Raw genomic sequence first — 20,078 nt, 5'->3', positions numbered from 1 at the left:
GGGCCGTTCCTCTCAGCGGTACGTCTACGGGTACGTCCGTCGCGCCTCTGCGGCGCCTGTGCGGTGGTCACCAGGCGCCCTGACGGACCAGGTGGCGGCGGAGCTTGCCGGTGGGGGTGCGGGGGAGCGAGGGGACGAGGCTCACGCTTCTGGGCACCTTGAACGCGGCCAGCCGCTCGCGGGCGAGCCGGAGGAGGTCCTCCTGCAGGCACTGAAGGCTCTGGAGGCCGATGTCCTGCGGGGCGGCGGGTACGACGAAGGCGCGCAGCCGGCCGACTCCGGTCCCGTCGGCGACGGTCACGACCGCGACCTCCTTCACCGCCGGATGGGCGCGCAGGACGGCCTCCACCTCCAACGGGGAGACGGTGATGCCCCCGACCATCTCCACGTCGTCGGCGCGGCCCAGGTGCCGGTAGGTGCCGTCGGGTTCGCGGACCGCCCGGTCACGGGTGGCCAGCCAGCCGCGGACCAGGGTGCGTCCGGTCTCCTCGGGCCGGTTCAGATAGCCGGAGGTCACCGTCGGTCCGCGCACCCACAGTTCGCCCTCCGTCCCGTCCGGGACCGGGGTGCCCGCACGGTCGCGCAGCTCCACCTCGAAGCCGGGCACGGGGCGGCCGACGGTGCCGGGACGGTTGTGGTCGAAACTGTTGGCGCAGAAGGCGTGACCGGCCTCGGTGGAGCCGATCTGCTCCAGCACCGGCGCGCCGAGCAACTCCGTGACCTGCCTCCCCAGGTCCTGAGGCAGCCCCTCACCGGCCGACACCGCGGCCCGTACCGAGGCGAAGCAGGTCTCGTGTCCACGGCCCCGGTCGGCCACCAGCGCGGCGTACGCGGACGGCACCGAGTAGAGCAGCGTCACCCGGTGCCTGACCACGAGCTCGTCCACGGCGGCCGGGGCCGGGCGCCGGTCCACCAGCACCGCGGACGAGCCGGAGAACAGCGGGAAGACGAACGCGTTCCCGAATCCGTAGGCGAAGTACAGCTTCGACACCGACAGGGTCACGTCGTCCCCGGTGATCCGCAGCAGCCGCCGGCCGATCAGGTCGTGGTACGTCTTCGGATCGCCGTGCGTGTGCACGACCCCCTTGGGACGGCCTGTCGTGCCGGACGTGTACTGGACGTACAGCGGCGTGTGCGCGTCGACCGGATGGGCGGGGGCCGGCTCGGCGCAGGAGGTGAGCGCGAGCAACTGGTCGGCACCGAGCCGGGCCCGGTCGGCGAACCGGCCCTCAAGACCCGGCCCCGTCACACAGAGCACCGCCCCGGTGTCCATCGCCATGAACGCGTGGTCCGTGGCGGGGAGTTCGGGGTTGACGAGCACGGCGACCGCCCCGAGACGCGCGATGCCGAGGAAGGCCACCACCCACGCGATCCCGTCCGGCAACGCCAGCACCACCCGGTCACCAGCGGTGACGCCATGACCGGCGAGCACACCGGCCGCCCGGGCCGCGAGCGTGTGCACCTCACCGTGGGTCCAGGTGCGGTGGCCCTGGTGGAAGGCGGGCCTGTCGACCCAGCCCCGCCGCTCGGCGAGATCGGCGAGCTGGTCGGCGAGGTTGCCGGGGACGCCGGAGCCGACCGACGACAGAGACGGTGACGGAAGGGGCGACGGATGCGGTGCCGGAAGCGGTGACGAATGCCGTGGCGGATGCGGTGACGGTGATGCTGAGGGCGCGGTCTGCTGAATCGTCATCGGACCGACTCCTCGCTGGCCGTGTGTTCCCCGCGGACCGCCGTCCGCTGCCGCTGCTCCGCTGTCCGGTCCGCGGTGTGCAGGTGCAGGGCTCTCATCTGGGCCGCCGTCTTCAACAGCATCTCGTCGTACTCGGCGACCGGATCGGAGTCGAGGACGATCGCGCCCCCGGCGCCCAGATGCATCAGCCCGTCGGCGAACACCGCCGTCCGGATCACGATGTTGAGATCCGCGCCCCCTCCGCACCCCAGGTATCCGAGGGCGCCGGAGTAGACACCGCGGGCCTCGGTCTCCAGGGAGTCGATGATCTCCAGCGTGCGCAGCTTCGGCGCCCCGGTCATCGAGCCGCCCGGGAAGCAGGCGCGCACGCAGTCCACCGCATCGACTCCCTTGCGCAGCCGCCCCTCCACGGTCGACACGAGCTGATGCACGGTCGCATACGTCTCCGTGGCCATCAGCCTCGTCACCCGCACCGACCCGGTCCGGCACACCCGCCCCAGGTCGTTGCGGAGCAGGTCGACGATCATCAGGTTCTCGGCGCGCGTCTTGGGGTCCGCCGCGAGCGCGTCCCGCAGCCGGGCGTCCTCCTCCGGCCCGGTACCCCGCGGCGCGGTGCCCTTGATGGGCCGTGCCTCGGCGACCCCGTCGCCGGTGATCCGCAGGAACCTCTCCGGCGAGGAACCGGCCACGTCAACGTCCCCGAACCTCAGAAACGCCGCGTAGGGCGCCGGGTTGACCCGGCGCAGCACCCGGTAGAACGCGTACGCGTCAGGCGGGGCGGGTAACCGGGCCGCGTTCGTCAGACAGACCTCGTAGCTCCTACCCGCCCGCAGCTCACGCGCGCAGGACTCGATGTCGGCGAGGTATGTCGCCCGGTCCCGCACCAGCCATGGCTCGGCGGCGCCCAGGTCCGGATCGGACCGTGCGGACAGCGTCTGCCCAGCGGAGGACGACGGGGCCCCGTCGCGCAACGCCGCGCCGCCGGGCAGGGAGGACTCGTCGGGCTCGGTGGCGACGAAGGTCAGCTGGGCCAGCGCGCTCTCCAGCCAGTCCTCGGCCTCCCGCGCGGCCTGTGGGGTGTCCTCGGCCAGACAGACCGCATAGGTGAACCTCTTCAGGTGGTCCACGGCTATCAGACGGTCGGCGAACAGCCAGCAGGCGTCAGGGACTTCGGAGGAGTGCCGGTTCGGCGACCCGCAGTCGGCCTTCGTCTCGTAGCCGAAGTAGCCGACATACCCACCGGTGAAGTCGAAGGGCAGCCCGGAGCCGTCCACCCGACGGCTCGTCAACTGCCGTCCGAGATAGTCGAAGACACTCGCCGTGACCTTCCGCGTCGGCCGCCCGGCGCGCTCGATCTCGCAGCGGCCGCTCTCGACGTCGTAGCGGACGAACTCCGCGAGCGGACCGCTGTCGTCACCGAAGAACGAGAACCGTGACCGTCCGTCCTCGATCAGCGCGCTGTCCAGCCAGAACGCCCGCGGCGACGCCGCGTACATGCGGGTGAACGCGGCTTCCGTGTCGACCGCGCCGGCGATGCGCCGGGTGTGCAGACGGTAGGCGGGAGCGGCTCGCCGAGGGCGCGGAATGACCGACGAGGGCCGGGGGATCGTGGCCTCGGGCGGGGGCACGGCGGTGTTCTTCGTGCGCGGTCTGCGGGCCCGTTCCGCCGTGAGATTGCGGAAGTTGACGAGCATGCGGTGGCCGTAGTCGGTGAGTACGGACTCCGGGTGGAACTGCACTCCCCACAGTGGCCGGCTGCGGTGTCTGAGCCCCATCAGCACGCCGTCCTCGGCCCAGGCGGTGGCTTCCAGCGGCTCGGGGAGCGGCTCGGACACGGCCAGCGAGTGGTAGCGGACCGCGGTGAAGTCCTGGGGGAGTCCCTGGAACAGGTCCCGTCCGTCGTGCCGGACCGTCGACAGATGCCCGTGCCGCGGCTCCGGTGCGGCTTCCACCCGGCCGCCCTCCCCGAGCGCGATGCCCTGGTGCCCAAGGCAGACGCCCAGCACGGGGATGGACGACCCGGCCAGTACGGCGGCACTCAGGCCGAAGTCGCGCGGCTCGGCAGGATGCCCCGGTCCGGGCGACACCACGACGTTGTCGAACACCGCGAGGTATTCCCCGACATCGGGAATCGCGTCGACCGCGTCATTGAGGACCACGACCGGTTCCTCGCCGTTGACCTCGGCGAGCAGCTGGAACAGGTTGTACGTGTAAGAGTCGTAATTGTCGATGAGCAGGGTCTTCACCCGCCCACCTCCCTCGGTTCGTTCCGGACCTATGCGGTCCGTCTTTTGTGCCGTCCGCGGAGGGCCTGGAGCGGCGGATACAGCCATTTCTTGAAGAAACGCTGTAGCCGGGGCATAAGAATCCAGGTGACGAGAGCCGTCACACACAGGCACAACAGCAGCGTGCGGACAAGTGGATTGAGTCCGCCGAGATAAGGAAGAGCGATCAGATTGAACAGGAGCACCGGTGGAAAGACCGCGCTCATGTTCACGAACCAAAGCTTCCATTTCGCCGGTGGGGTGGGCGCTTTCGGCATGGCTGTCTGGGAGTCGAACCACAGCTTGGAGCCCCGCACGCTCCTGCGCTCCGTCTGCTGAGCGAAATCCACCGCCCGGCGATGCCACTGCGTCCGGGTGGCCGAATCCTCCCAGGCCCGCGCTGTTCCCTCGCTGGCGAAGCGATAGACCACATGCCACTCCGCCTCTCGGTCGACAAGGACGCCACCCCCCAGGAAGCCCGGCTGTGCCGAACTCGCGGCCAGCATGGCCCACCCCCACGAGTGGAAGTCGGCCTCACGGCCCGGCACCACGTGATAGGCCACGGTGACGGTGACGGGATTGCTGCTCACGCCACCCAGTACGCAATGTCTTCACATCACGTTCAAATATTCAACGATGGTTTTCGAGTGTCCGGATCGTGGCTCTTTATCGGACTTTCGGTCACCTTGGCGTGCTCTGTCGAGCTGTACCGGGAGTAACTTTTCCGGAATTCGGTGAGGCCATTTACGGAAAGCAATCGAAAGACCCCTGAAGCCGCGCGAAAGCCGTCCGGGATCCGCCCCTGAGCGGCCCGGGAGCCCGCCCGGAAGCCTGCCCGGAAGCCCGCCGGCTCGGCCGGACGAGTCGGTGTGAAAAGCCCCGTCACTCCGCCTCCGTCGGCGCCTCCCCGAACCTGGCCAGCGCCAGCGCCCCCGCGACGGCCACCGCGAAGCCCAGCACCGCCACCCACCCCAGCCCCTCCCGGGTACGGTCCCCGAGCCACACCACCCCCACCAGCGCGGGCCCGATCGTCTCCCCGATCACCATCCCCGCGGTCGCGGTGGTCACCGACCCCCGCTGCAGCGCCGAGGTGAGCGACAGGAACGCCGCACTTCCGCCGACGAGGAGCGCGTAGGCCGCCGGGTTGGCCAACAGGTCCGACGGGGCGAGCGAGTCGATCAGCCGTACCGTCACCTCGACCACCCCGAACCCGCACCCCGCACCCAGTCCGAGCGCCAACGCCCGCCCCCGCTCCGGGAGTCGCCCGCCCGAGAGTGCCAGCGCCAGCAGGGCCAGGGACGTACCGAGCATCACGTACCCCAGGGCCGCCGGCCCGCCCCGGTCGCCTTCGGTCCCGGACGCGATCCCCAGCAGCGCCATCCCCGCGCACACCACCCCGACCGCACCCCACTCGCTCCCGTTCAGCCGGACCCCCAGCAGCCGCGCCGAGACCACCGCGGTCACCGCGAGACTCGACGCGAGCGCCGCACCGACCGCGTAGATCGGGACCGACCGCAAGGCGGCGATCTGCAGCAGGAATCCCACCCCGTCCAGTGCCAGCCCGGCCAGATACCGCCATTGCCGCACCGCGCGCAGGAACAACGTCACCGCGAACGCCGACCCGTCGCCGCCGTCGCCCGCGTCCGCCGCCCGCGCCGCCATCGCCTGCAACACGGTGGCCGTTCCGAAGCAGACCGAGGCACCGAGAGCGCACACCATTCCAAAGAGCACAAAGGGACCTTAGGGCAGGGGAAGAGGGGTGGGCTGATCCCGGTCACGCTCTTACCGATCTCTCGGCGCCCGCCGCACGCCGACACAGCCGCTCGGACGCCGTCGCGCTCGGCGGGCCGGACCCGCCCGCCCCGACCCTCACCGCCTGCTTCCTGCGGATCCGACAAGCGCTGCGTCGACCGCGACACTCGCGGCGAGGGGTACCAGGCCCTGCGGACAAGGACCCCAACCCCGCCCGCTCCCTCAAGGGCGCCCACTGGCACGGGAGTCCGCCGGGATCTCCGAGGGGCCACCGGGCCTTTCCGGCGGAGTGGGTCCGCGAGGCCGTACCCGCGACGGCCCCTCTGGCGAGCGTGCCGAAAAACGCGTTGTCACGCCCGGCTCCACCGCGTTACCGTCCTCGCACTCTGACGCACACGCTCTCTGGAACCATCGCCGCAGAACGAGAGCAGGTCCGCGCACAGCGCGTGGCACCACGGAGGGGCGGCACCGGATCCGGCCGACCGGCGGATCCCGTACGCCCTCCGGAGGACACACCCATGAACATCGGCCTCGGCCTCCCCGTCGACGACCCCGCCCAGCTGCTCACCTGGGCCCGGCGCGCCGACGCGGGCCCCTTCAGCACCCTCGGCCTGCTCGACCGTCTCGTCTACAACAACCCCGAACCCCTCGTCACCCTCGCGGCCCTCGCCGGCGCCACGTCCCGCATCCGCGTCCAGACCGAGGTGCTCATCGCACCCCTGTACAACACCGCCCTGCTCGCCAAGCAGACCGCGACCCTCGACCGCCTCTCGGGCGGCCGCTTCACCCTCGGCATCGGCGTCGGTGGCCGCGAGGACGACTGCCTGGCGGCCGGTATCGACCTCCACCGCCGAGGCCGCCGCCTCGACGAACAGATGACCCTGCTGCGCCGCACCTGGTCCGGTGAGCCGTACGGCGAAGGCGTCGGCCCCATCGGCCCCGCCCCCACCACCCCCGGCGGCCCGGAGGTCCTGTTCGGCGGCTTCGCCCCCGCCGCCCTCGAACGGGTCGGCCGCTTCGGCGACGGCTTCCTCGGCGCCGCCCTGCCGCCCTCCTTCATGTCCAAGCTGTTCCGCGACGCCGAAACGGCCTGGCAGAAGCACGACCGCCCAGGCCGCCCACGCCTGGTCGCTCAGGCGAACGTCGCCCTCGGGCCCGAGAGCACCCTGGACCGGGCCCGCGGCAACCTCCGCGACTACTACGCCTTCAGCGACCACGTCGCGTACATGGAGAGCGGCATGCTCACCACCCCCCGGCAGATCCGCGAGGCGACCGACGCCTACGTCGGCATCGGCGCCGACGAGGTGATGCTCTACTGCTGGGCCTCGGACCCCGACCAGATCGACCGCCTCGCCGACCTGCTGTTCTGACGTAGTCCGCTGCCACGGCTTCGAGGTCCAGAACCCGGGACCGGACCTCGAAGCCGTCGCTCGGATGGTGGACGCCGCACCGGAGCCGTTCACCCCGGCCGGTAGGCTGGCCGACAGGCCGTGACTGGCGCGCTGGGATGGGACGGACCATCGGGGAGCGGCCTGTGAGTGACCAAGTGCCGTGCGCCTGGGCCGAACCGTGATCCGTGACCGCCACAAGCCACGCAGCCCGGAGGCCGCCATGTCAGAGCAGCAGCCCCTGTCCACCCAGTCCACGGCCTTCCGCGCCGCCCTCGACGTGATCCGCGCCGTCGAGCCGCGCGTCGCCGACGCCATCGGCCAGGAGGTCCAGGACCAGCGCGAGATGCTCAAGCTGATCGCCTCCGAGAACTACGCCTCCCCGGCCACCCTCCTCGCGATGGGCAACTGGTTCAGCGACAAGTACGCCGAGGGCACCATCGGCCGCCGCTTCTACGCCGGCTGCCGCAACGTCGACACCGTCGAGTCCCTGGCCGCCGAGCACGCGCGGGAACTCTTCGGCGCCCGTCACGCCTACGTCCAGCCGCACTCCGGCATCGACGCCAACCTCGTCGCCTTCTGGTCCGTCCTCGCCCAGCGCGTCGAGGTCCCCGCTCTGGAGAAGGCCGGCGTCCGCCAGGTCAACGACCTCTCCGACGCCGACTGGGCCGAGCTCCGCCAGGCCTTCGGCAACCAGCGCATGCTCGGCATGTCCCTGGACGCCGGCGGCCACCTCACCCACGGCTTCCGCCCGAACATCTCCGGCAAGATGTTCGATCAGCGCTCCTACGGCACCGACCCCGTCACCGGCCTCGTCGACTACGAGGCCCTGCGCGCCTCGGCCCGCGAGTTCAAGCCGCTGATCATCGTCGCCGGGTACTCCGCCTACCCGCGCCTGGTGAACTTCCGGATCATGCGCGAGATCGCCGACGAGGTCGGCGCCACGCTCATGGTCGACATGGCCCACTTCGCCGGTCTCGTCGCCGGCAAGGTCCTCACCGGCGACTTCGACCCGGTCCCGCACGCCCAGATCGTCACCACCACCACCCACAAGTCCCTGCGCGGCCCGCGCGGCGGCATGGTGCTGTGCGACGACTCCCTGAAGGACCAGGTCGACCGCGGCTGCCCGATGGTCCTCGGCGGCCCGCTCCCGCACGTCATGGCCGCCAAGGCCGTCGCCCTCGCAGAGGCCCGTCAGCCCTCCTTCCAGGACTACGCCCAGCGCATCGTCGACAACTCCCGTGCCCTGGCCGCGGGCCTGATGCGCCGCGGCGCCACCCTGGTCACCGGCGGCACCGACAACCACCTCAACCTGATCGACGTCGCCTCCTCCTACGGACTCACCGGCCGCCAGGCCGAGGCAGCCCTGCTGGAGTCCGGCATCGTCACCAACCGCAACGCCATCCCGGCCGACCCCAACGGCGCCTGGTACACCTCGGGCATCCGCATCGGCACCCCCGCCCTGACCACCCGTGGCCTCGGCACCGCCGAGATGGACGAGGTGGCCGGCCTCATCGACCGCGTCCTCACCACCACGGAGTCCGGCACCACCAAGTCGGGCGCGCCCTCCAAGGCCCAGCACATCCTCGACCCGAAGGTCGCGGACGAGATCTCCCACCGGGCCACCGACCTCGTGGCGGGCTTCCCGCTGTACCCCGAGGTCGACCTCGGCTGAACCCGGCTCCGGCGATGGCGGGCGGCACGTCACGCTCTTGAGTTGTCAAGGACCGATGGCTTCTAGAGATCGATGAGTTCCTGTCGCGGCCCCTCGCGCGGCGGTCCGGCTCCCGGCCGGGCCGCCGCGCGGCGTATCAGCCGCGTGCCGCCCGCCCCGGCCGCGAACCCCAGGGCCAGCCCCGGCAGCACCCACCAGGCGCCCTCCACCGGGTCCCCGGGCCCGTCGGCACCCTCGACCTCACCGCCGCCCAACAGCCCCGTCCGGTCCAGCCGGTCGAAGACCGCTCGTGGCGCCCGATGCCAGCGGATGTCGTCGTCCTGCTGCTCCGGCGCCGGATCCGTGCGGACCCAGGGTGTGCCGTCGCCGGCCAGGAACAGCTGGTCCTGCCGTTCCACGGCCACATCACCACCCGGCGCCGAGCTCGTCTGCGGCCAGCCACCGACACCCGTCAGCCCCCACACGACCGTGATCCGCACCGACGGATACCGGCCCTCCTCCCAGGCGTCCGACACCTGCTCCGTGCCGGTGGACATCGGCTGGAACAGCTGCCACAGACGAGTGAAATCAGGCTCGCCGGAACGCAGGGCCTTCGTCCGGCCCGAGCCGCCGGAGACGACCATCGCCAGGTCGGGTCTGTCGAGGCCCGCTTCCCGCATCGGCTGCGTCGCCGCGTCGGCCGTCGGCGCCCCGAACACGGTCACCGCCACCGCCACCGGGGCGAGCACCGCCAACGCCCTGCGCGGCCCGAACCGCAGCCCTGTGTCCCTCCTCGGCACTGCCATCCCCCTCGATCGACTCGGCCTGCTGTCACAAGCTCCCGGTCACCCCCCTTCGTCACACATCGCGCAGTTCCTGCCGGGGACCCGGCTCCCGGCGCGGACGGCCCCACGGCCTCCGCAGCGCGAACGACCGCACTGCCAGGGCCAGTACGGCTCCGGCAGCCAGCCCCGGAAGCGCCCACCACCACCCGGCACCGTCATCCGTCGTGGCGGAGATGCCGAGGGGAGTCGGTGTCCCCGCCGCCTCCGTTTCCACCGCCCCCGCAGGACTCCCCGACTCCTGCACGGGCGTCGGGAAGACGGCATCACCCCCGCCGTAGATCTTGCCCATCACGCCCAAGTCCTTGAGCAGGACGCGTATATGGGCCGGGTCCTTGGGCTGGTACCAGTGGCTGTTCACCGGCTCCAGCAGGGTGTCCGCGCGTATCCACACCTGGTCCGAACCGGCCAGTGGGTAGACCTGGTGCAGCCGCCACGGTGAGATGTCGTGCAGCATCCATGTGACGTTGATCTGCCGGGCGGTGGCCAGAGTCGCCTCGGGCGGCTTGGTCCGGGTGCTCGCACCCGGAGAGTCGAGCAGCTGCTGCAACTCTCCGAACTCCTGGTCGGAGAAGTAGAGCGATGCGGTCTCCCCGCTCTCCGGCGAGACCACGAGCACGCTCGTAGGTCCACCGGCCGACGCGAAGGGCGCATTCCACACCGTCAGAGCGAGCGCCGCCGCCAACGCGCCCAACTGTGCTGCCAGTTCACGGCATCGGTTCCTTCGGCCGGTCCTGATCCCCTTCATGTCAACCCCCAGCAGACGATCCCCGTGCGGCCAGTCCGCGAGCCGCGTGTCACTTCTGGTACACCGCCCGGCCCGACGGGGTTCCCACCCCACGCGCACTATTTCGAGGACTTCTCCGCGCCCGGATTCGTCTGCTTGCCGACAGACTTCGCGATTTCCAGCGCGCGGACCTTCGACGCCACGCCCTCCAGCCGCAGCGTCACATCCGGCAGGTCCAGGACATCTGACCCGTGCATCCACAGCAGCGTCGGCCCGGCGGTCCTCTCCTTGCGGGTGTGGCGGGAACCACCGGCGTCCACCAGCCAGAAGCTGAGCAGGTGGGGTCGCGGGAACCACAGAGCCGTGTCATGGGCACCGCCCGGGTCCGAGGAGTCCCCGCTCAGCGAGAGCCACTCCGGCTGCTCCCGCACGGTCTTGGCGAAGCCGATGTCCAACCGGGCCGGATACTCGTCCAGCCTGATGGTCTCCTCCTTCTCCCGCCAGCACAGGCTCACCAGGAACCGCCCCTGCGGCTCGGCCGTCACCGTCACCACGTCCGGAGTGCCGAGCGCCGCCGGCACCAGCGGCTCGAACCCCGCCCGCCGCTCGGCCTGCGTGAGCGACACCGAGCGTCCGCAGCCGGGCACCTCGGCCCCCGGCGAGGGCACCGCCGACGGGTCGTACCGCACCTCGACCCCGCCGAAGTCGAACCAGTCCAGGACCGCCGCCCGCACCGGAGGCGTGAGCGCGAGGACCGCCAGCAGCCCGCACAGCGTCACGGTCAGCGAACGCCACCGCACCCGCGTCCACCGCCGCACCGCCCGCAGCCGGTCGGCGCGCCCCGGCGCCCGGGTCACCGGGACCGGCAGCCGCTCGGCGAGTATCTGCTCCAGCACCCGCTCCACCATCGACTCGGACCCGCCCGCACCCGGCGCGTCCAGTGAACGCCCGAGCGCCCGCAGCTCCTCGGGCAGCCGGGACGCACGCGCAGGCGTGCCGTCGGCGCCCTCACCGCCGTAGGACTCACTCACGCTCATCACCCCCTTCCCGAGGCTCGAAATCCGGCAGCAGTTTCTCCAGCCTGCGCAGCGCGCGGTTCAGCCGGGACTTCACCGTCCCCCGCGGCCAGCCCAGGGCCTGAGCCGTCTCGGACTCGTCCATCTCCAGCAGATAGCGGTAGGTGACGACCAGCCGGTGCTCCTCGCTCAGCTTCTCCAGCGCCGACTCCAGCGCGGCACGGCGCTCTATCTCCACGGCCGCCACCGCAGGGTCCGCCGATTCGGGTATCAGCGGCTCGGCCTCCGCGAAGGCCGCCTCACGGCCGGCGAGCGTGCGCTGGCGCGCCGCCGTCCGCACTGTGTTCCTCGTCTCATTGGCCACGATCGACAAGAACCACGGCCTGAACGCCGAGCTCTCCTTGAAGCGGCCCAGCGCGCAGTACGCCTTGACGAACGCCTGCTGCACCACGTCCTCCGCGTCCGCACCCGCCCCGAGCGCGGCGGCCGCCCTCAGCGCGATGCCCGTATGGGCTCGCACCAGTTCCGCGTACGCCTCCGGATCTCCGGCGCGTACGCGTGCGATCACCGCGGCCTCATCGACGATGCGGCCCCCCTCCCGCGTCCTCACACGATTGGTACACCGCCCGGACCGAATCGGTTCCCACCCGTGGCGCATCTGTTTCCGGCTGGTTCCGGATCGGCCCCCGACACCTGAGAGAATGGTGAGCATGGCCTCTGACCGCCCACCTGTCGCCCACGACCGCCCTCAAGCGGGGCGCTCCGCGCCGCTGTCCGCATTCCGGGTGCTCTCCGGGATCCAGCCCACCGCAGGCTCGTTCCACCTCGGCAACTACCTCGGCGCCGTCCGCCAGTGGGTGGCTCTGCAGGAGTCCCACGACGCGTTCTACATGGTCGTCGACCTGCACGCGATCACGATTCCGCAGGACCCGAAGGAGCTCACGGCCAACACCCGCCTGGCCGCCGCCCAGCTCCTCGCCGCGGGCCTCGACCCGGAGCGCTGCACGCTCTTCGTCCAGAGCCATGTCCCCGAGCACGCCCAGCTCGCCTGGGTCATGAACTGCCTCACCGGTTTCGGCGAGGCCTCCCGCATGACCCAGTTCAAGGACAAGTCCTCCCGGCAGGGCGCCGACAGCGCGAGCGTCGGCCTGTTCACCTACCCGGTCCTCCAGGTCGCCGATATCCTGCTCTACCAGGCCAACGAGGTCCCGGTCGGCGAGGACCAGCGCCAGCACATCGAGCTGACCCGCGACCTCGCCGAGCGTTTCAACAGCCGCTTCGGCGCGACCTTCACGATCCCCAAGCCGTACATCCTCAAGGAGACGGCGAAGATCTACGACCTCCAGGACCCGACGGTCAAGATGAGCAAGTCGGCGTCCACGCCGAAGGGCCTCATCAACCTCCTGGACGAGCCCAGGGCCACCGCCAAGAAGGTCAAGAGCGCGGTCACGGACACCGACACCGTCATCCGCTACGACACCGAGAACAAGCCCGGCGTCAGCAACCTGCTCACCATCTACTCGACCCTCACCGGCGCGAGCATCCCGGAGCTGGAGCAGCAGTACGAGGGCAAGCTCTACGGTGCGCTCAAGACGGACCTCGCCGAGATCGTCGTCGACTTCGTGACGCCCTTCCGGGAGCGCACCCAGCAGTACCTGGACGACCCGGAGACGCTGGACTCGATCCTCGCCAAGGGCGCCGAGAAGGCCCGCGCGGTCGCCGCGGAAACCCTCGCCCACGCCTACGAGAGGGTCGGCTTCCTGCCCGCCAAGCACTGAGCAGGACACCGGCCGACCGCCCACCGGGCACGAGGCGCACCACCGCACACCAGCACCACCGGGCAGAGCGCTGCACATCACTACGCCTACGCCTGCCCACAGCACAGCCGTGGCCGTACAGTCGATAGCCGGACGGCTGGGAACGAACCCGACAGGACGACAGGGAAGAACAGGAGACGACGTGGGGACCGTAACGATCGGTGTCTCGATCGCGGTCCCGGAGCCTCACGGCAGCCTGCTCCAGGAGCGGCGCGCGGGCTTCGGCGACGCCGCGGCTCACGGAATCCCCACCCATGTCACCCTGCTGCCGCCCACCGTGGTCGAGGACACCGCGCTGCCCGCCATCGAGGCGCACCTCACCGAGGTCGCCACGGCGGGCCGGCCCTTCCCGATGAGGCTGTCCGGCACCGGCACCTTCCGGCCGCTGTCACCGGTCGTGTTCGTCCAGGTCGCCCAGGGCGCAGAGGCCTGCACCTGGCTGCAGAAGCAGGTGCGCGACGCCTCCGGCCCGGTGGCGCGGGAACTGCAGTTCCCGTACCACCCGCACGTCACGGTGGCGCACGGCATCGACGAGGCGGCCATGGACCGTGCCTTCGAGGAGCTCGCCTCCTTCGAGGCCGTGTGGCCGTGCACCGGATTCGCGCTCTACGAGCAGGGTCCCGACGGGGTGTGGCGCAAGCTGCGCGAGTTCCCCTTCGGCGGCCTGGTCGTTCCGTCCCAGGCGGGCCATGTCCAACGCGGTTCCCTGCCCACGGGCCAGCTGTAACCGCAGTTACAGCCGCTGTATCCGTCGTTACAGCGCCAGCCGCCGGAACAGTCCCCGCGGGACGTGCCGGACGGCCGACATCACCACCCGGAGCACCCCCGGCACCCAGACCGTCTCCGAACGCCGCCGCAGGCCCAGTTCGACGGCCGTCGCCACCGCCTCCGGAGTGGTCGCGAGGGGCCCTTCCGGCAGCCCGGCCGTCATCCTCGACCGCACGAAACCGGGGCGTACGACCATGACGTGCACGCCGGTGCCGTGGAGAGCGTCGCCGAGGCCCTGGGCGAAGGCGTCGAGGCCGGCCTTGCTGGAGCCGTAGATGAAGTTGGCGCGGCGGGCCCGCTCGCCGGCGACGGAGGACAGCACGACCAGCGAGCCGTGGCCCTGGGCCTGCAACGCGCGCGCGGAGACCAGGCCGGCCGAGACGGCGCCCGTGTAGTTGGTCTGCGCGACCCGCACCGCTGCGACCGGCTCCCGCTCGTCGTGGGCCTGGTCGCCGAGGATCCCGAAGGCCAGCAGCACCATGTCGATGTCGCCCTCCGCGAAGACCTTGCCGAGCACCGCCTCGTGGGACTCCGGGTCCAGCGCGTCGAAGGCGACGGTGCGGACCTCCGCCCCCAGGGCGCGCAGTTCCGTCGCGGCGGCCTCCAGGGCCGGGGAGGGGCGCCCCGCCAGCCACACCGCGCGGGTGCGGCGCACGACGAGGCGGCGGGCGGTGGCCAGCGCGATCTCGGACGTGCCGCCGAGGACGAGCAGGGACTGGGGGATACCGAAGGCGTCCTTCACGAAAGAGCTCCTTGAGACGGCCTGCCAGACGGCCTCGTACGGCCGGCTAGAGGGTGAGACGGCGGGACAGGTCCGAGGTGAACACCCCGCGTGGGTCGAGTTCCGCGCGCAGCGCCCGGAAGTCGTCGAGGCGCGGGTACATCGCGGCGAGCAGCTCCGGCCGCAGCCGGGAGTCCTTGGCGAGGTAGACCCGCCCGCCGGCCGCGGCCACCTCCTCGTCGAGTTCGTCGAGCAGGGTGCCGAGACCGGGCAGACCGGCGGGGATGTCCAGGGCCAGGGTCCAGCCGGGCACCGGGAAGGAGAGCCATCCCGGGTCGGCGTCCCCGAACTGCTTGAGGACGGCGAGGAAGGACGGGCAGCGGTGCGCGCACACGCGCCGCACGATCCGGTGCAGGGCCTCCTCCTGGCCGTGTCCGACGACGAACTGGTACTGCACGAAGCCGCCGCGGCCGTAGATCCGGTTCCAGTGGGGCACGCCGTCCAGGGGGTGGAAGAAGGAGGAGATCCGCTGGAGTCGGCGGGTACGCGCGCGGGGCGCCTTCCGGTACCAGAACTCGTTGAACAGCCTCACTGTCGTGCCGTTGAGGAGTCCCTCGGGCACGAAGTCGGGCGGTGCCGGGAACCGAGGGGTGCGGAAGGCCAACGGGTCTCTCCGCGCACGTGTGCCCGCGTCGGGCGTCCAGGGCCCCGGCGTCGCGCGCGTACCCGCGTCGGGCCGCCGCGGCCCCCGTGCCGCCCGTGTGCCCGACAGCCCCTGACTCTCCAGCGCCGCCAGCGGCGCGTGATCCCCTCGCGTCAGTACCGCCCGCCCTGTGGCCGCACCGCGGGCCAGCAGGTCGATCCAGGCGACCGAGTAGCGGTAGTCGTGATCGGTCGCGGTCAGACGGGCCATCAGGTCGTCGAGGTCACGCGCGCGTTCCGTGTCGACCGACATCAGGGAGGTCTCGACCGGCTGGAGTTGGACCGTCGCGGTGAGGATCATCCCGGTCAGGCCCATGCCGCCGGAGGTCGCGTCGAACAGGGGCGTGCCCCGGCGAACGGTGCGGATCCCACCGTCGGCGGTGAGGAGTTCGAAGGACAGCACATGGCGTGAGAAGGAACCGGCCACGTGGTGGTTCTTGCCGTGGATGTCCGCGCCGATCGCCCCGCCGACGGTGACATAGCGGGTGCCGGGCGTCACCGGCACGAACCAGCCGAGCGGCAGCAGCACCTCCATCAGCCGGTGCAGGGAGACGCCCGCGTCGCACAGCACGGTGCCGCCGTCGGCGTCGATCGCGTGGACGCGGTCCAGGCCGGTCATGTCGAACACCGCACCGCCGGCGTTCTGCGCCGCGTCCCCGTACGCCCGCCCCAGGCCCCGGGGGATGCCGCCGCGCGCCCCGCAGCCCCGGACGGCGGCCACGGCCTCCTCGTAGCTCCGCGGGCGGATCGGACGGGCCGCGGTGGGAGCGGTGCGGCCCCATCCCGTGACGGGAAAGGTGTCGGGGGACATGGCGGTGACCGTATCGCCGCTATGAGAGCGATCTGCTGTGAAACATTCCGACTCTCCCCGAAATGGGTGATTAATGGGATGTCGCTCAATATTGCCGGAGTTCCGGTCGTGGTGACGTGAACAGTGAGTCCCCATGGACGGCATGGACCACCACATTCTCTCGGCGCTGCGGGCGCACGGCGCCGACCCGCGCGTCGCCGGGGTAGCGCGGGCCCTGTCCCGGGCCGGCGAGCACGGGGCGCTGTGGCTCGCGGCGGGGCTCGCCGGGGCCGCCGTGGACGGCACGCGCCGGAGCGCCTGGTTGCGCGGTACGGCGCTCACCGCGGGCGCGCATCTCGTCAGCATGGGAGTGAAGAGGGTGGTACGGCGTCCGCGCCCGGCGCATGTGGAGCCCTTGGTGCGCACGGCGGGCCGGCACTCCTTCCCCAGTTCGCACGCGACCTCCGCTGCGGCCGCCGCCGTCGCCTACGGCACGCTGGGCGCGTATCCGGTCCCGCCGCTCGCCGCCGCGATGTGCGTCTCCCGCCTGGTCGTCGGCGTGCACCACCCCTCGGACGTCCTGGCGGGCGCGGCCCTGGGAGCACTCACCGCGCGCATCGGGTCGCGCTGGATGACCGGGGGCACCCTCGACAACCGGGAGCGCGCGTGACGGAAACAGCGCCCCTCGCCAACAGTGCGCGCCCTGCTGTCCTGGAACAACGCACGCCCCCGCGCCGCACCCCCTCACCCCGACCGCACACCCCCGGCGCCCTCCTCCGAGGGCTTGTGCGGACGGCCCGGCCCAAGCAGTGGGTCAAGAACGTCCTGGTGGCCGCCGCCCCCGCCGCCGCGGGCCGGCTCCTGGCCCCGCACGCCCTCACCCGGCTCGCCCTCGTCTTCGTCCTCTTCACCGTCTGCGCGGCCGCCGTCTACCTGATCAACGACGCGCGGGACGCCGATGCCGACCGCGCCCACCCCGTCAAGCGCCACCGCCCGGTCGCCGCCGGACAGGTCCCGGTCCCCGTCGCCTATGCCGTCGGCGGCATCCTGGGCGTCCTCGCGCCACTCCTCGCGGCCCGGCTGACCTCACCCGCGGTGGCGGCGCTCCTGACGGCGTACATCGGCATGCAACTGGCGTACTGCGTCAGCCTCAAGCACGTCCTCGTCGTCGACCTCGCCGTCGTCACGTCCGGCTTCCTGATGCGGGCGGCGGCGGGCGGGCTGGCGCTCGGCATCCCGCTCTCGCGCTGGTTCCTGATCACGACCGGGTTCGGCGCACTGTTCATGGTGTCGGCCAAGCGCTACTCCGAGGCCGTCCAGATGGCCGGGACAGCGGGCGCCACGCGCGCGTTGCTCACCGAGTACACGACCAGCTACCTGCGCTTCGTGTGGCAGCTCGCGGCCGGGGGCGCCGTGCTCGGCTACTGCCTGTGGGCCCTGGAGGGCGGCCACGGCCCGCACCCCGGCCTGCTGCCCTGGAGGCAGCTGTCCGTCGTCGCCTTCATCCTCGCGATCCTCAGATACGCCGTCTTCGCCGACCGCGGTACCGCTGGCGAGCCCGAGGACGTCGTCCTGCGCGACCGCGCCCTCGCCCTCATCGCGTTGACCTGGCTCGCCATGTACGGGCTGGCAGTGGCCAAGTGGTAGCGGGACACCGCGAACCCACCGGCAGGGCACACACCACCACCCGGATTTCCCGGGGTACCCGCACATCGGGCTTCCGCGCGGAGGGCAGGATCCGATCATGGACTGGCTGAAGAGACTCCCCGTCGTCGGGCCGCTCTGGGTGCGCCTGACGGCCACGCACGTGTGGCGGTCGTACGAACGGCTGGACCGGGTGAAGTGGACCCGGCTGGCCGCGGCGATGACGTTCACCAGTTTCGTCGCGCTGTTCCCGCTGCTCACCGTGGCCGCCGCAGCGGCCGCCGCCACGCTCAGCACGAAGCAGCAGAACGACCTCCAGGACAAGATCGCCGATCAGGTGCCCGGCATCTCCGAGCAGCTGAACATCGACGACCTGGTGCGGAACGCCGGGACCGTCGGTCTCATCGCCGCCGCCGCCCTGCTGTTCACCGGCATCGGCTGGGCCGGCTCGATGCGCGAGTGTCTGCGCGCGGTGTGGGAGCTGCCCGACGAGGACGAGAACGTGGTCCTGCGCAAGGGCAAGGACCTGGGCATCCTGATCGGGCTCGGCGGCGCCGTCCTGGCCACGCTCGCCATCTCCACCGTCGCCTCCGCGCTGGTTGACTGGATCGGCGGCGAACTCGGCCTCCAGGAGGGCGGCGCGGGCCGGATCCTGCTGCGCATCACCGCGTTCGCCATCGCCGTACTCGCCGACTTCCTGCTCCTGCTGTACGTCCTGACCCTGCTGCCCGGCGTCGAGCCGTCACGCCGCCGTCTGTTCGTCGCCGCGCTGACCGGCGCGATCGGCTTCGAGCTGCTGAAGCTGCTGCTGAGCGGCTACATGCAGGGCGTGGCGACGAAGAACATGTACGGCGCGTTCGGCGTCCCCGTGGCCCTGCTGCTGTGGATCAACTTCACGGCCAAGCTGGTGCTGTTCTGCGCCGCCTGGACGGCGACGGGGAGCAAGGAGCGGGAGGTCACGGACGGGACGAGCGACGACGCACCAGATCCGGCAGTGGCCAGCGGCGGTTGACCAGGAACGCGGCGCCCGCGAGCAGCACCAGCAGCCCGCCGGTGATCGCGAGGGCCGTCCCCATGCCGCGGGAGCCGCCGTCGGCCGTGGCGGAGGCGACCGGCCTGGCCGAAGCCCCGGAGTCCCCCGAGCCGCCGGAGCCGCCCCCTGCCTCGCCCGAGGCCTCCGGCTGGGCGCTGGACCGCGCGGCGCCCTTCGGCGGCACCAGCTCACCCACCGGCGCCACCTTGCCGGCCGCCTTGAAACCCCAGTCGAAGAGCTTCGCGGTCTCCTTGTAGACCTCGTTGTGCTCTTCCTTCGACGGGTTCATGACGGTGACGAGCAGCACCCTGCCGCCCCGCTCGGCGACGCCGGTGAAGGTGGCTCCGGCGTTGGTGGTGTTCCCGTTCTTCACACCTGCGATGCCCGGGTACTGCGCGATGTCGTAGTCGCCGCTCAGCAGCCGGTCGGTGTTCTGGATCTCGAAGGACTTGCGGACGGTCTTGCCCTTCTTGTCCTTCTTCGTCTCGCCAGGGAACTTCGCGGTGACCGTCGAGCAGTACTCGCGGAAGTCCTTCTTCTGCAGCCCGGAGCGGGCGAACAGGGTCAGGTCGTAGGCCGAGGAGACCTGGCCGGGGGCGTCGTAGCCGTCGGGGCTGACCACGTGCGTGTCGAGGGCCTGGAGCTCCTCGGCGTGCTCGTTCATCTCCGCGACGGTCTTGGCGACGCCCTTGTTCATCGCCGACAGGACATGGACGGCGTCGTTGCCGGAGCGAAGGAAGACGCCGAGCCACAGGTCGTGGACCGTGTACGTCTCGCCCTCCTTTATGCCGACCAGGCTGGAGCCGGCACCCATGCCCGCGAGGTCGGAGGGAACGACCTTGTGCTTCTCGGTCTTGGGGAACTTCGGCAGCACGGTGTCCGCGAAGAGCATCTTCATGGTGCTCGCCGGGGGCAGCCGCCAGTGCGCGTTGTGCGAGGCGAGCACATCGCCGGACTCGGCGTCCGTGACGATCCAGGACCGCGCGGTGATGTCCTTCGGCAGCACCGGGACCCCGCTCGCCAGATTCACCTGGGTACCGGCCTGGCCGAGCCGCGCGCCACCCACGCCCGACATCTTCGCCGGGGGAGTGGCCGAGGGGCTGGCGCTCGGTGTGGGACCGGGAGCAGCCAGGGCGACGGGCGCGGTCAGCGCGAGGGACGACAGGGCGGCGGCGGAGGTGACCAGCAGGGATCGCCCGGCGGTCTTCTTGGGAGCGGACACGCTCAGGAACGTACATGCCGCGGAGTGTGAAGTCCCACCGCCCTT

At 71.4% G+C, this 20,078-nt stretch carries 18 protein-coding genes and 1 riboswitch; of the genes, 7 read left to right on the top strand and 11 right to left on the bottom strand.

The window, feature by feature from the left end:
• Nucleotides 1-67: 67 nt before the first annotated feature.
• From ACZ48Z_RS03415 to ACZ48Z_RS03400, 4 genes are all read right to left on the bottom strand, one after another.
• Nucleotides 68-1,693 (bottom strand): benzoate-CoA ligase family protein, encoded by a 1,626-nt coding sequence (locus tag ACZ48Z_RS03415; protein ID WP_468734099.1) that lies wholly within the window; start codon nucleotides 1,691-1,693, stop codon nucleotides 68-70.
• Nucleotides 1,690-3,939, bottom strand: coding sequence for an aminodeoxychorismate synthase component I (gene pabB / locus ACZ48Z_RS03410; RefSeq protein WP_468734098.1), 2,250 nt, complete (start codon nucleotides 3,937-3,939; stop codon nucleotides 1,690-1,692). Before pabB ends, ACZ48Z_RS03415 begins: the two co-directional genes overlap by 4 nt.
• 29 nt (nucleotides 3,940-3,968) lie before the next feature.
• Entirely contained in the window at nucleotides 3,969-4,547 is a 579-nt protein-coding gene (locus tag ACZ48Z_RS03405) for an antibiotic biosynthesis monooxygenase (protein WP_468734097.1), read from the bottom strand.
• 292 nt (nucleotides 4,548-4,839) lie between these two features.
• Nucleotides 4,840-5,676: a DMT family protein gene (locus tag ACZ48Z_RS03400; RefSeq protein ID WP_468734462.1), complete on the bottom strand. Its 837-nt coding sequence runs from the start codon at nucleotides 5,674-5,676 to the stop codon at nucleotides 4,840-4,842.
• Between the two features lie 551 nt (nucleotides 5,677-6,227).
• On the opposite strand from ACZ48Z_RS03400, the gene ACZ48Z_RS03395 reads away from it, so the two are divergent.
• Complete coding sequence (locus ACZ48Z_RS03395; RefSeq protein WP_468734096.1) at nucleotides 6,228-7,079, top strand: LLM class flavin-dependent oxidoreductase; 852 nt, start codon at nucleotides 6,228-6,230, stop codon at nucleotides 7,077-7,079.
• A gap of 110 nt (nucleotides 7,080-7,189) precedes the next feature.
• Nucleotides 7,190-7,279: riboswitch (ZMP/ZTP riboswitch) on the top strand.
• Nucleotides 7,280-7,320: 41 nt separating this feature from the next.
• Complete coding sequence (locus ACZ48Z_RS03390; protein ID WP_468734095.1) at nucleotides 7,321-8,772, top strand: glycine hydroxymethyltransferase; 1,452 nt, start codon at nucleotides 7,321-7,323, stop codon at nucleotides 8,770-8,772.
• Nucleotides 8,773-8,834: 62 nt separating this feature from the next.
• Here the strand turns inward: ACZ48Z_RS03390 and ACZ48Z_RS03385 are convergent, their stop codons facing one another.
• The 4 genes from ACZ48Z_RS03385 to ACZ48Z_RS03370 form a co-directional block, all read right to left on the bottom strand.
• The gene (locus tag ACZ48Z_RS03385; RefSeq protein WP_468734461.1) at nucleotides 8,835-9,470 is read right to left on the bottom strand and encodes a hypothetical protein; all 636 of its coding nucleotides are present in this window, start codon (nucleotides 9,468-9,470) and stop codon (nucleotides 8,835-8,837) included.
• A 139-nt stretch (nucleotides 9,471-9,609) separates the two neighbouring features.
• Nucleotides 9,610-10,212 (bottom strand): hypothetical protein, encoded by a 603-nt coding sequence (locus ACZ48Z_RS03380; RefSeq protein WP_468734094.1) that lies wholly within the window; start codon nucleotides 10,210-10,212, stop codon nucleotides 9,610-9,612.
• A 227-nt stretch (nucleotides 10,213-10,439) separates the two neighbouring features.
• Entirely contained in the window at nucleotides 10,440-11,351 is a 912-nt protein-coding gene (locus tag ACZ48Z_RS03375) for a hypothetical protein (protein WP_468734093.1), read from the bottom strand.
• Complete coding sequence (locus tag ACZ48Z_RS03370) at nucleotides 11,344-11,904, bottom strand: RNA polymerase sigma factor (RefSeq protein ID WP_468734092.1); 561 nt, start codon at nucleotides 11,902-11,904, stop codon at nucleotides 11,344-11,346. The genes ACZ48Z_RS03375 and ACZ48Z_RS03370 overlap by 8 nt, the downstream gene beginning before the upstream one ends.
• Nucleotides 11,905-12,121: 217 nt before the next feature.
• Here ACZ48Z_RS03370 and trpS point away from each other — a divergent pair, with 217 nt between their 5' ends.
• Together trpS and ACZ48Z_RS03360 are read left to right on the top strand one after the other, a co-directional pair.
• On the top strand, nucleotides 12,122-13,114 hold the full coding sequence (gene trpS, locus ACZ48Z_RS03365) for a tryptophan--tRNA ligase (RefSeq protein WP_468734460.1): 993 nt from the start codon (nucleotides 12,122-12,124) through the stop codon (nucleotides 13,112-13,114).
• A gap of 181 nt (nucleotides 13,115-13,295) precedes the next feature.
• Nucleotides 13,296-13,880 (top strand): 2'-5' RNA ligase family protein, encoded by a 585-nt coding sequence (locus ACZ48Z_RS03360; protein WP_468734091.1) that lies wholly within the window; start codon nucleotides 13,296-13,298, stop codon nucleotides 13,878-13,880.
• A 27-nt stretch (nucleotides 13,881-13,907) separates the two neighbouring features.
• Here ACZ48Z_RS03360 and ACZ48Z_RS03355 read toward each other — a convergent pair whose 3' ends face one another.
• Together ACZ48Z_RS03355 and ACZ48Z_RS03350 are read right to left on the bottom strand one after the other, a co-directional pair.
• Entirely contained in the window at nucleotides 13,908-14,663 is a 756-nt protein-coding gene (locus ACZ48Z_RS03355) for a decaprenylphospho-beta-D-erythro-pentofuranosid-2-ulose 2-reductase (RefSeq protein WP_468734090.1), read from the bottom strand.
• Between the two features lie 46 nt (nucleotides 14,664-14,709).
• Nucleotides 14,710-16,155 (bottom strand): FAD-binding protein, encoded by a 1,446-nt coding sequence (locus tag ACZ48Z_RS03350; protein WP_468734089.1) that lies wholly within the window; start codon nucleotides 16,153-16,155, stop codon nucleotides 14,710-14,712.
• A 133-nt stretch (nucleotides 16,156-16,288) separates the two neighbouring features.
• Here ACZ48Z_RS03350 and ACZ48Z_RS03345 point away from each other — a divergent pair, with 133 nt between their 5' ends.
• The 3 genes from ACZ48Z_RS03345 (at nucleotide 16,289) to ACZ48Z_RS03335 (ending at nucleotide 18,790) form a co-directional block, all read left to right on the top strand.
• Nucleotides 16,289-16,804: a phosphatase PAP2 family protein gene (locus ACZ48Z_RS03345; protein WP_468734088.1), complete on the top strand. Its 516-nt coding sequence runs from the start codon at nucleotides 16,289-16,291 to the stop codon at nucleotides 16,802-16,804.
• A complete protein-coding gene (locus ACZ48Z_RS03340) occupies nucleotides 16,801-17,781 on the top strand; it encodes a decaprenyl-phosphate phosphoribosyltransferase (RefSeq protein WP_468734087.1) in 981 nt (326 codons plus the stop codon). The genes ACZ48Z_RS03345 and ACZ48Z_RS03340 overlap by 4 nt, the downstream gene beginning before the upstream one ends.
• 97 nt (nucleotides 17,782-17,878) lie before the next feature.
• Complete coding sequence (locus tag ACZ48Z_RS03335; protein WP_468734086.1) at nucleotides 17,879-18,790, top strand: YihY/virulence factor BrkB family protein; 912 nt, start codon at nucleotides 17,879-17,881, stop codon at nucleotides 18,788-18,790.
• On the opposite strand, the gene ACZ48Z_RS03330 is transcribed toward ACZ48Z_RS03335, so the two are convergent.
• The gene (locus ACZ48Z_RS03330) at nucleotides 18,735-20,033 is read right to left on the bottom strand and encodes a D-alanyl-D-alanine carboxypeptidase family protein (RefSeq protein ID WP_468734085.1); all 1,299 of its coding nucleotides are present in this window, start codon (nucleotides 20,031-20,033) and stop codon (nucleotides 18,735-18,737) included. The two genes, ACZ48Z_RS03335 and ACZ48Z_RS03330, sit on opposite strands and share 56 nt — an antisense overlap.
• Between the last annotated feature and the right edge of the window lie 45 nt (nucleotides 20,034-20,078).

The organism is Streptomyces sp. NPDC031225, assembly GCF_055570355.1.
Note: the sequence above shows the minus strand (reverse complement) of the source record. Positions and strands in the feature narration are given on the sequence as shown.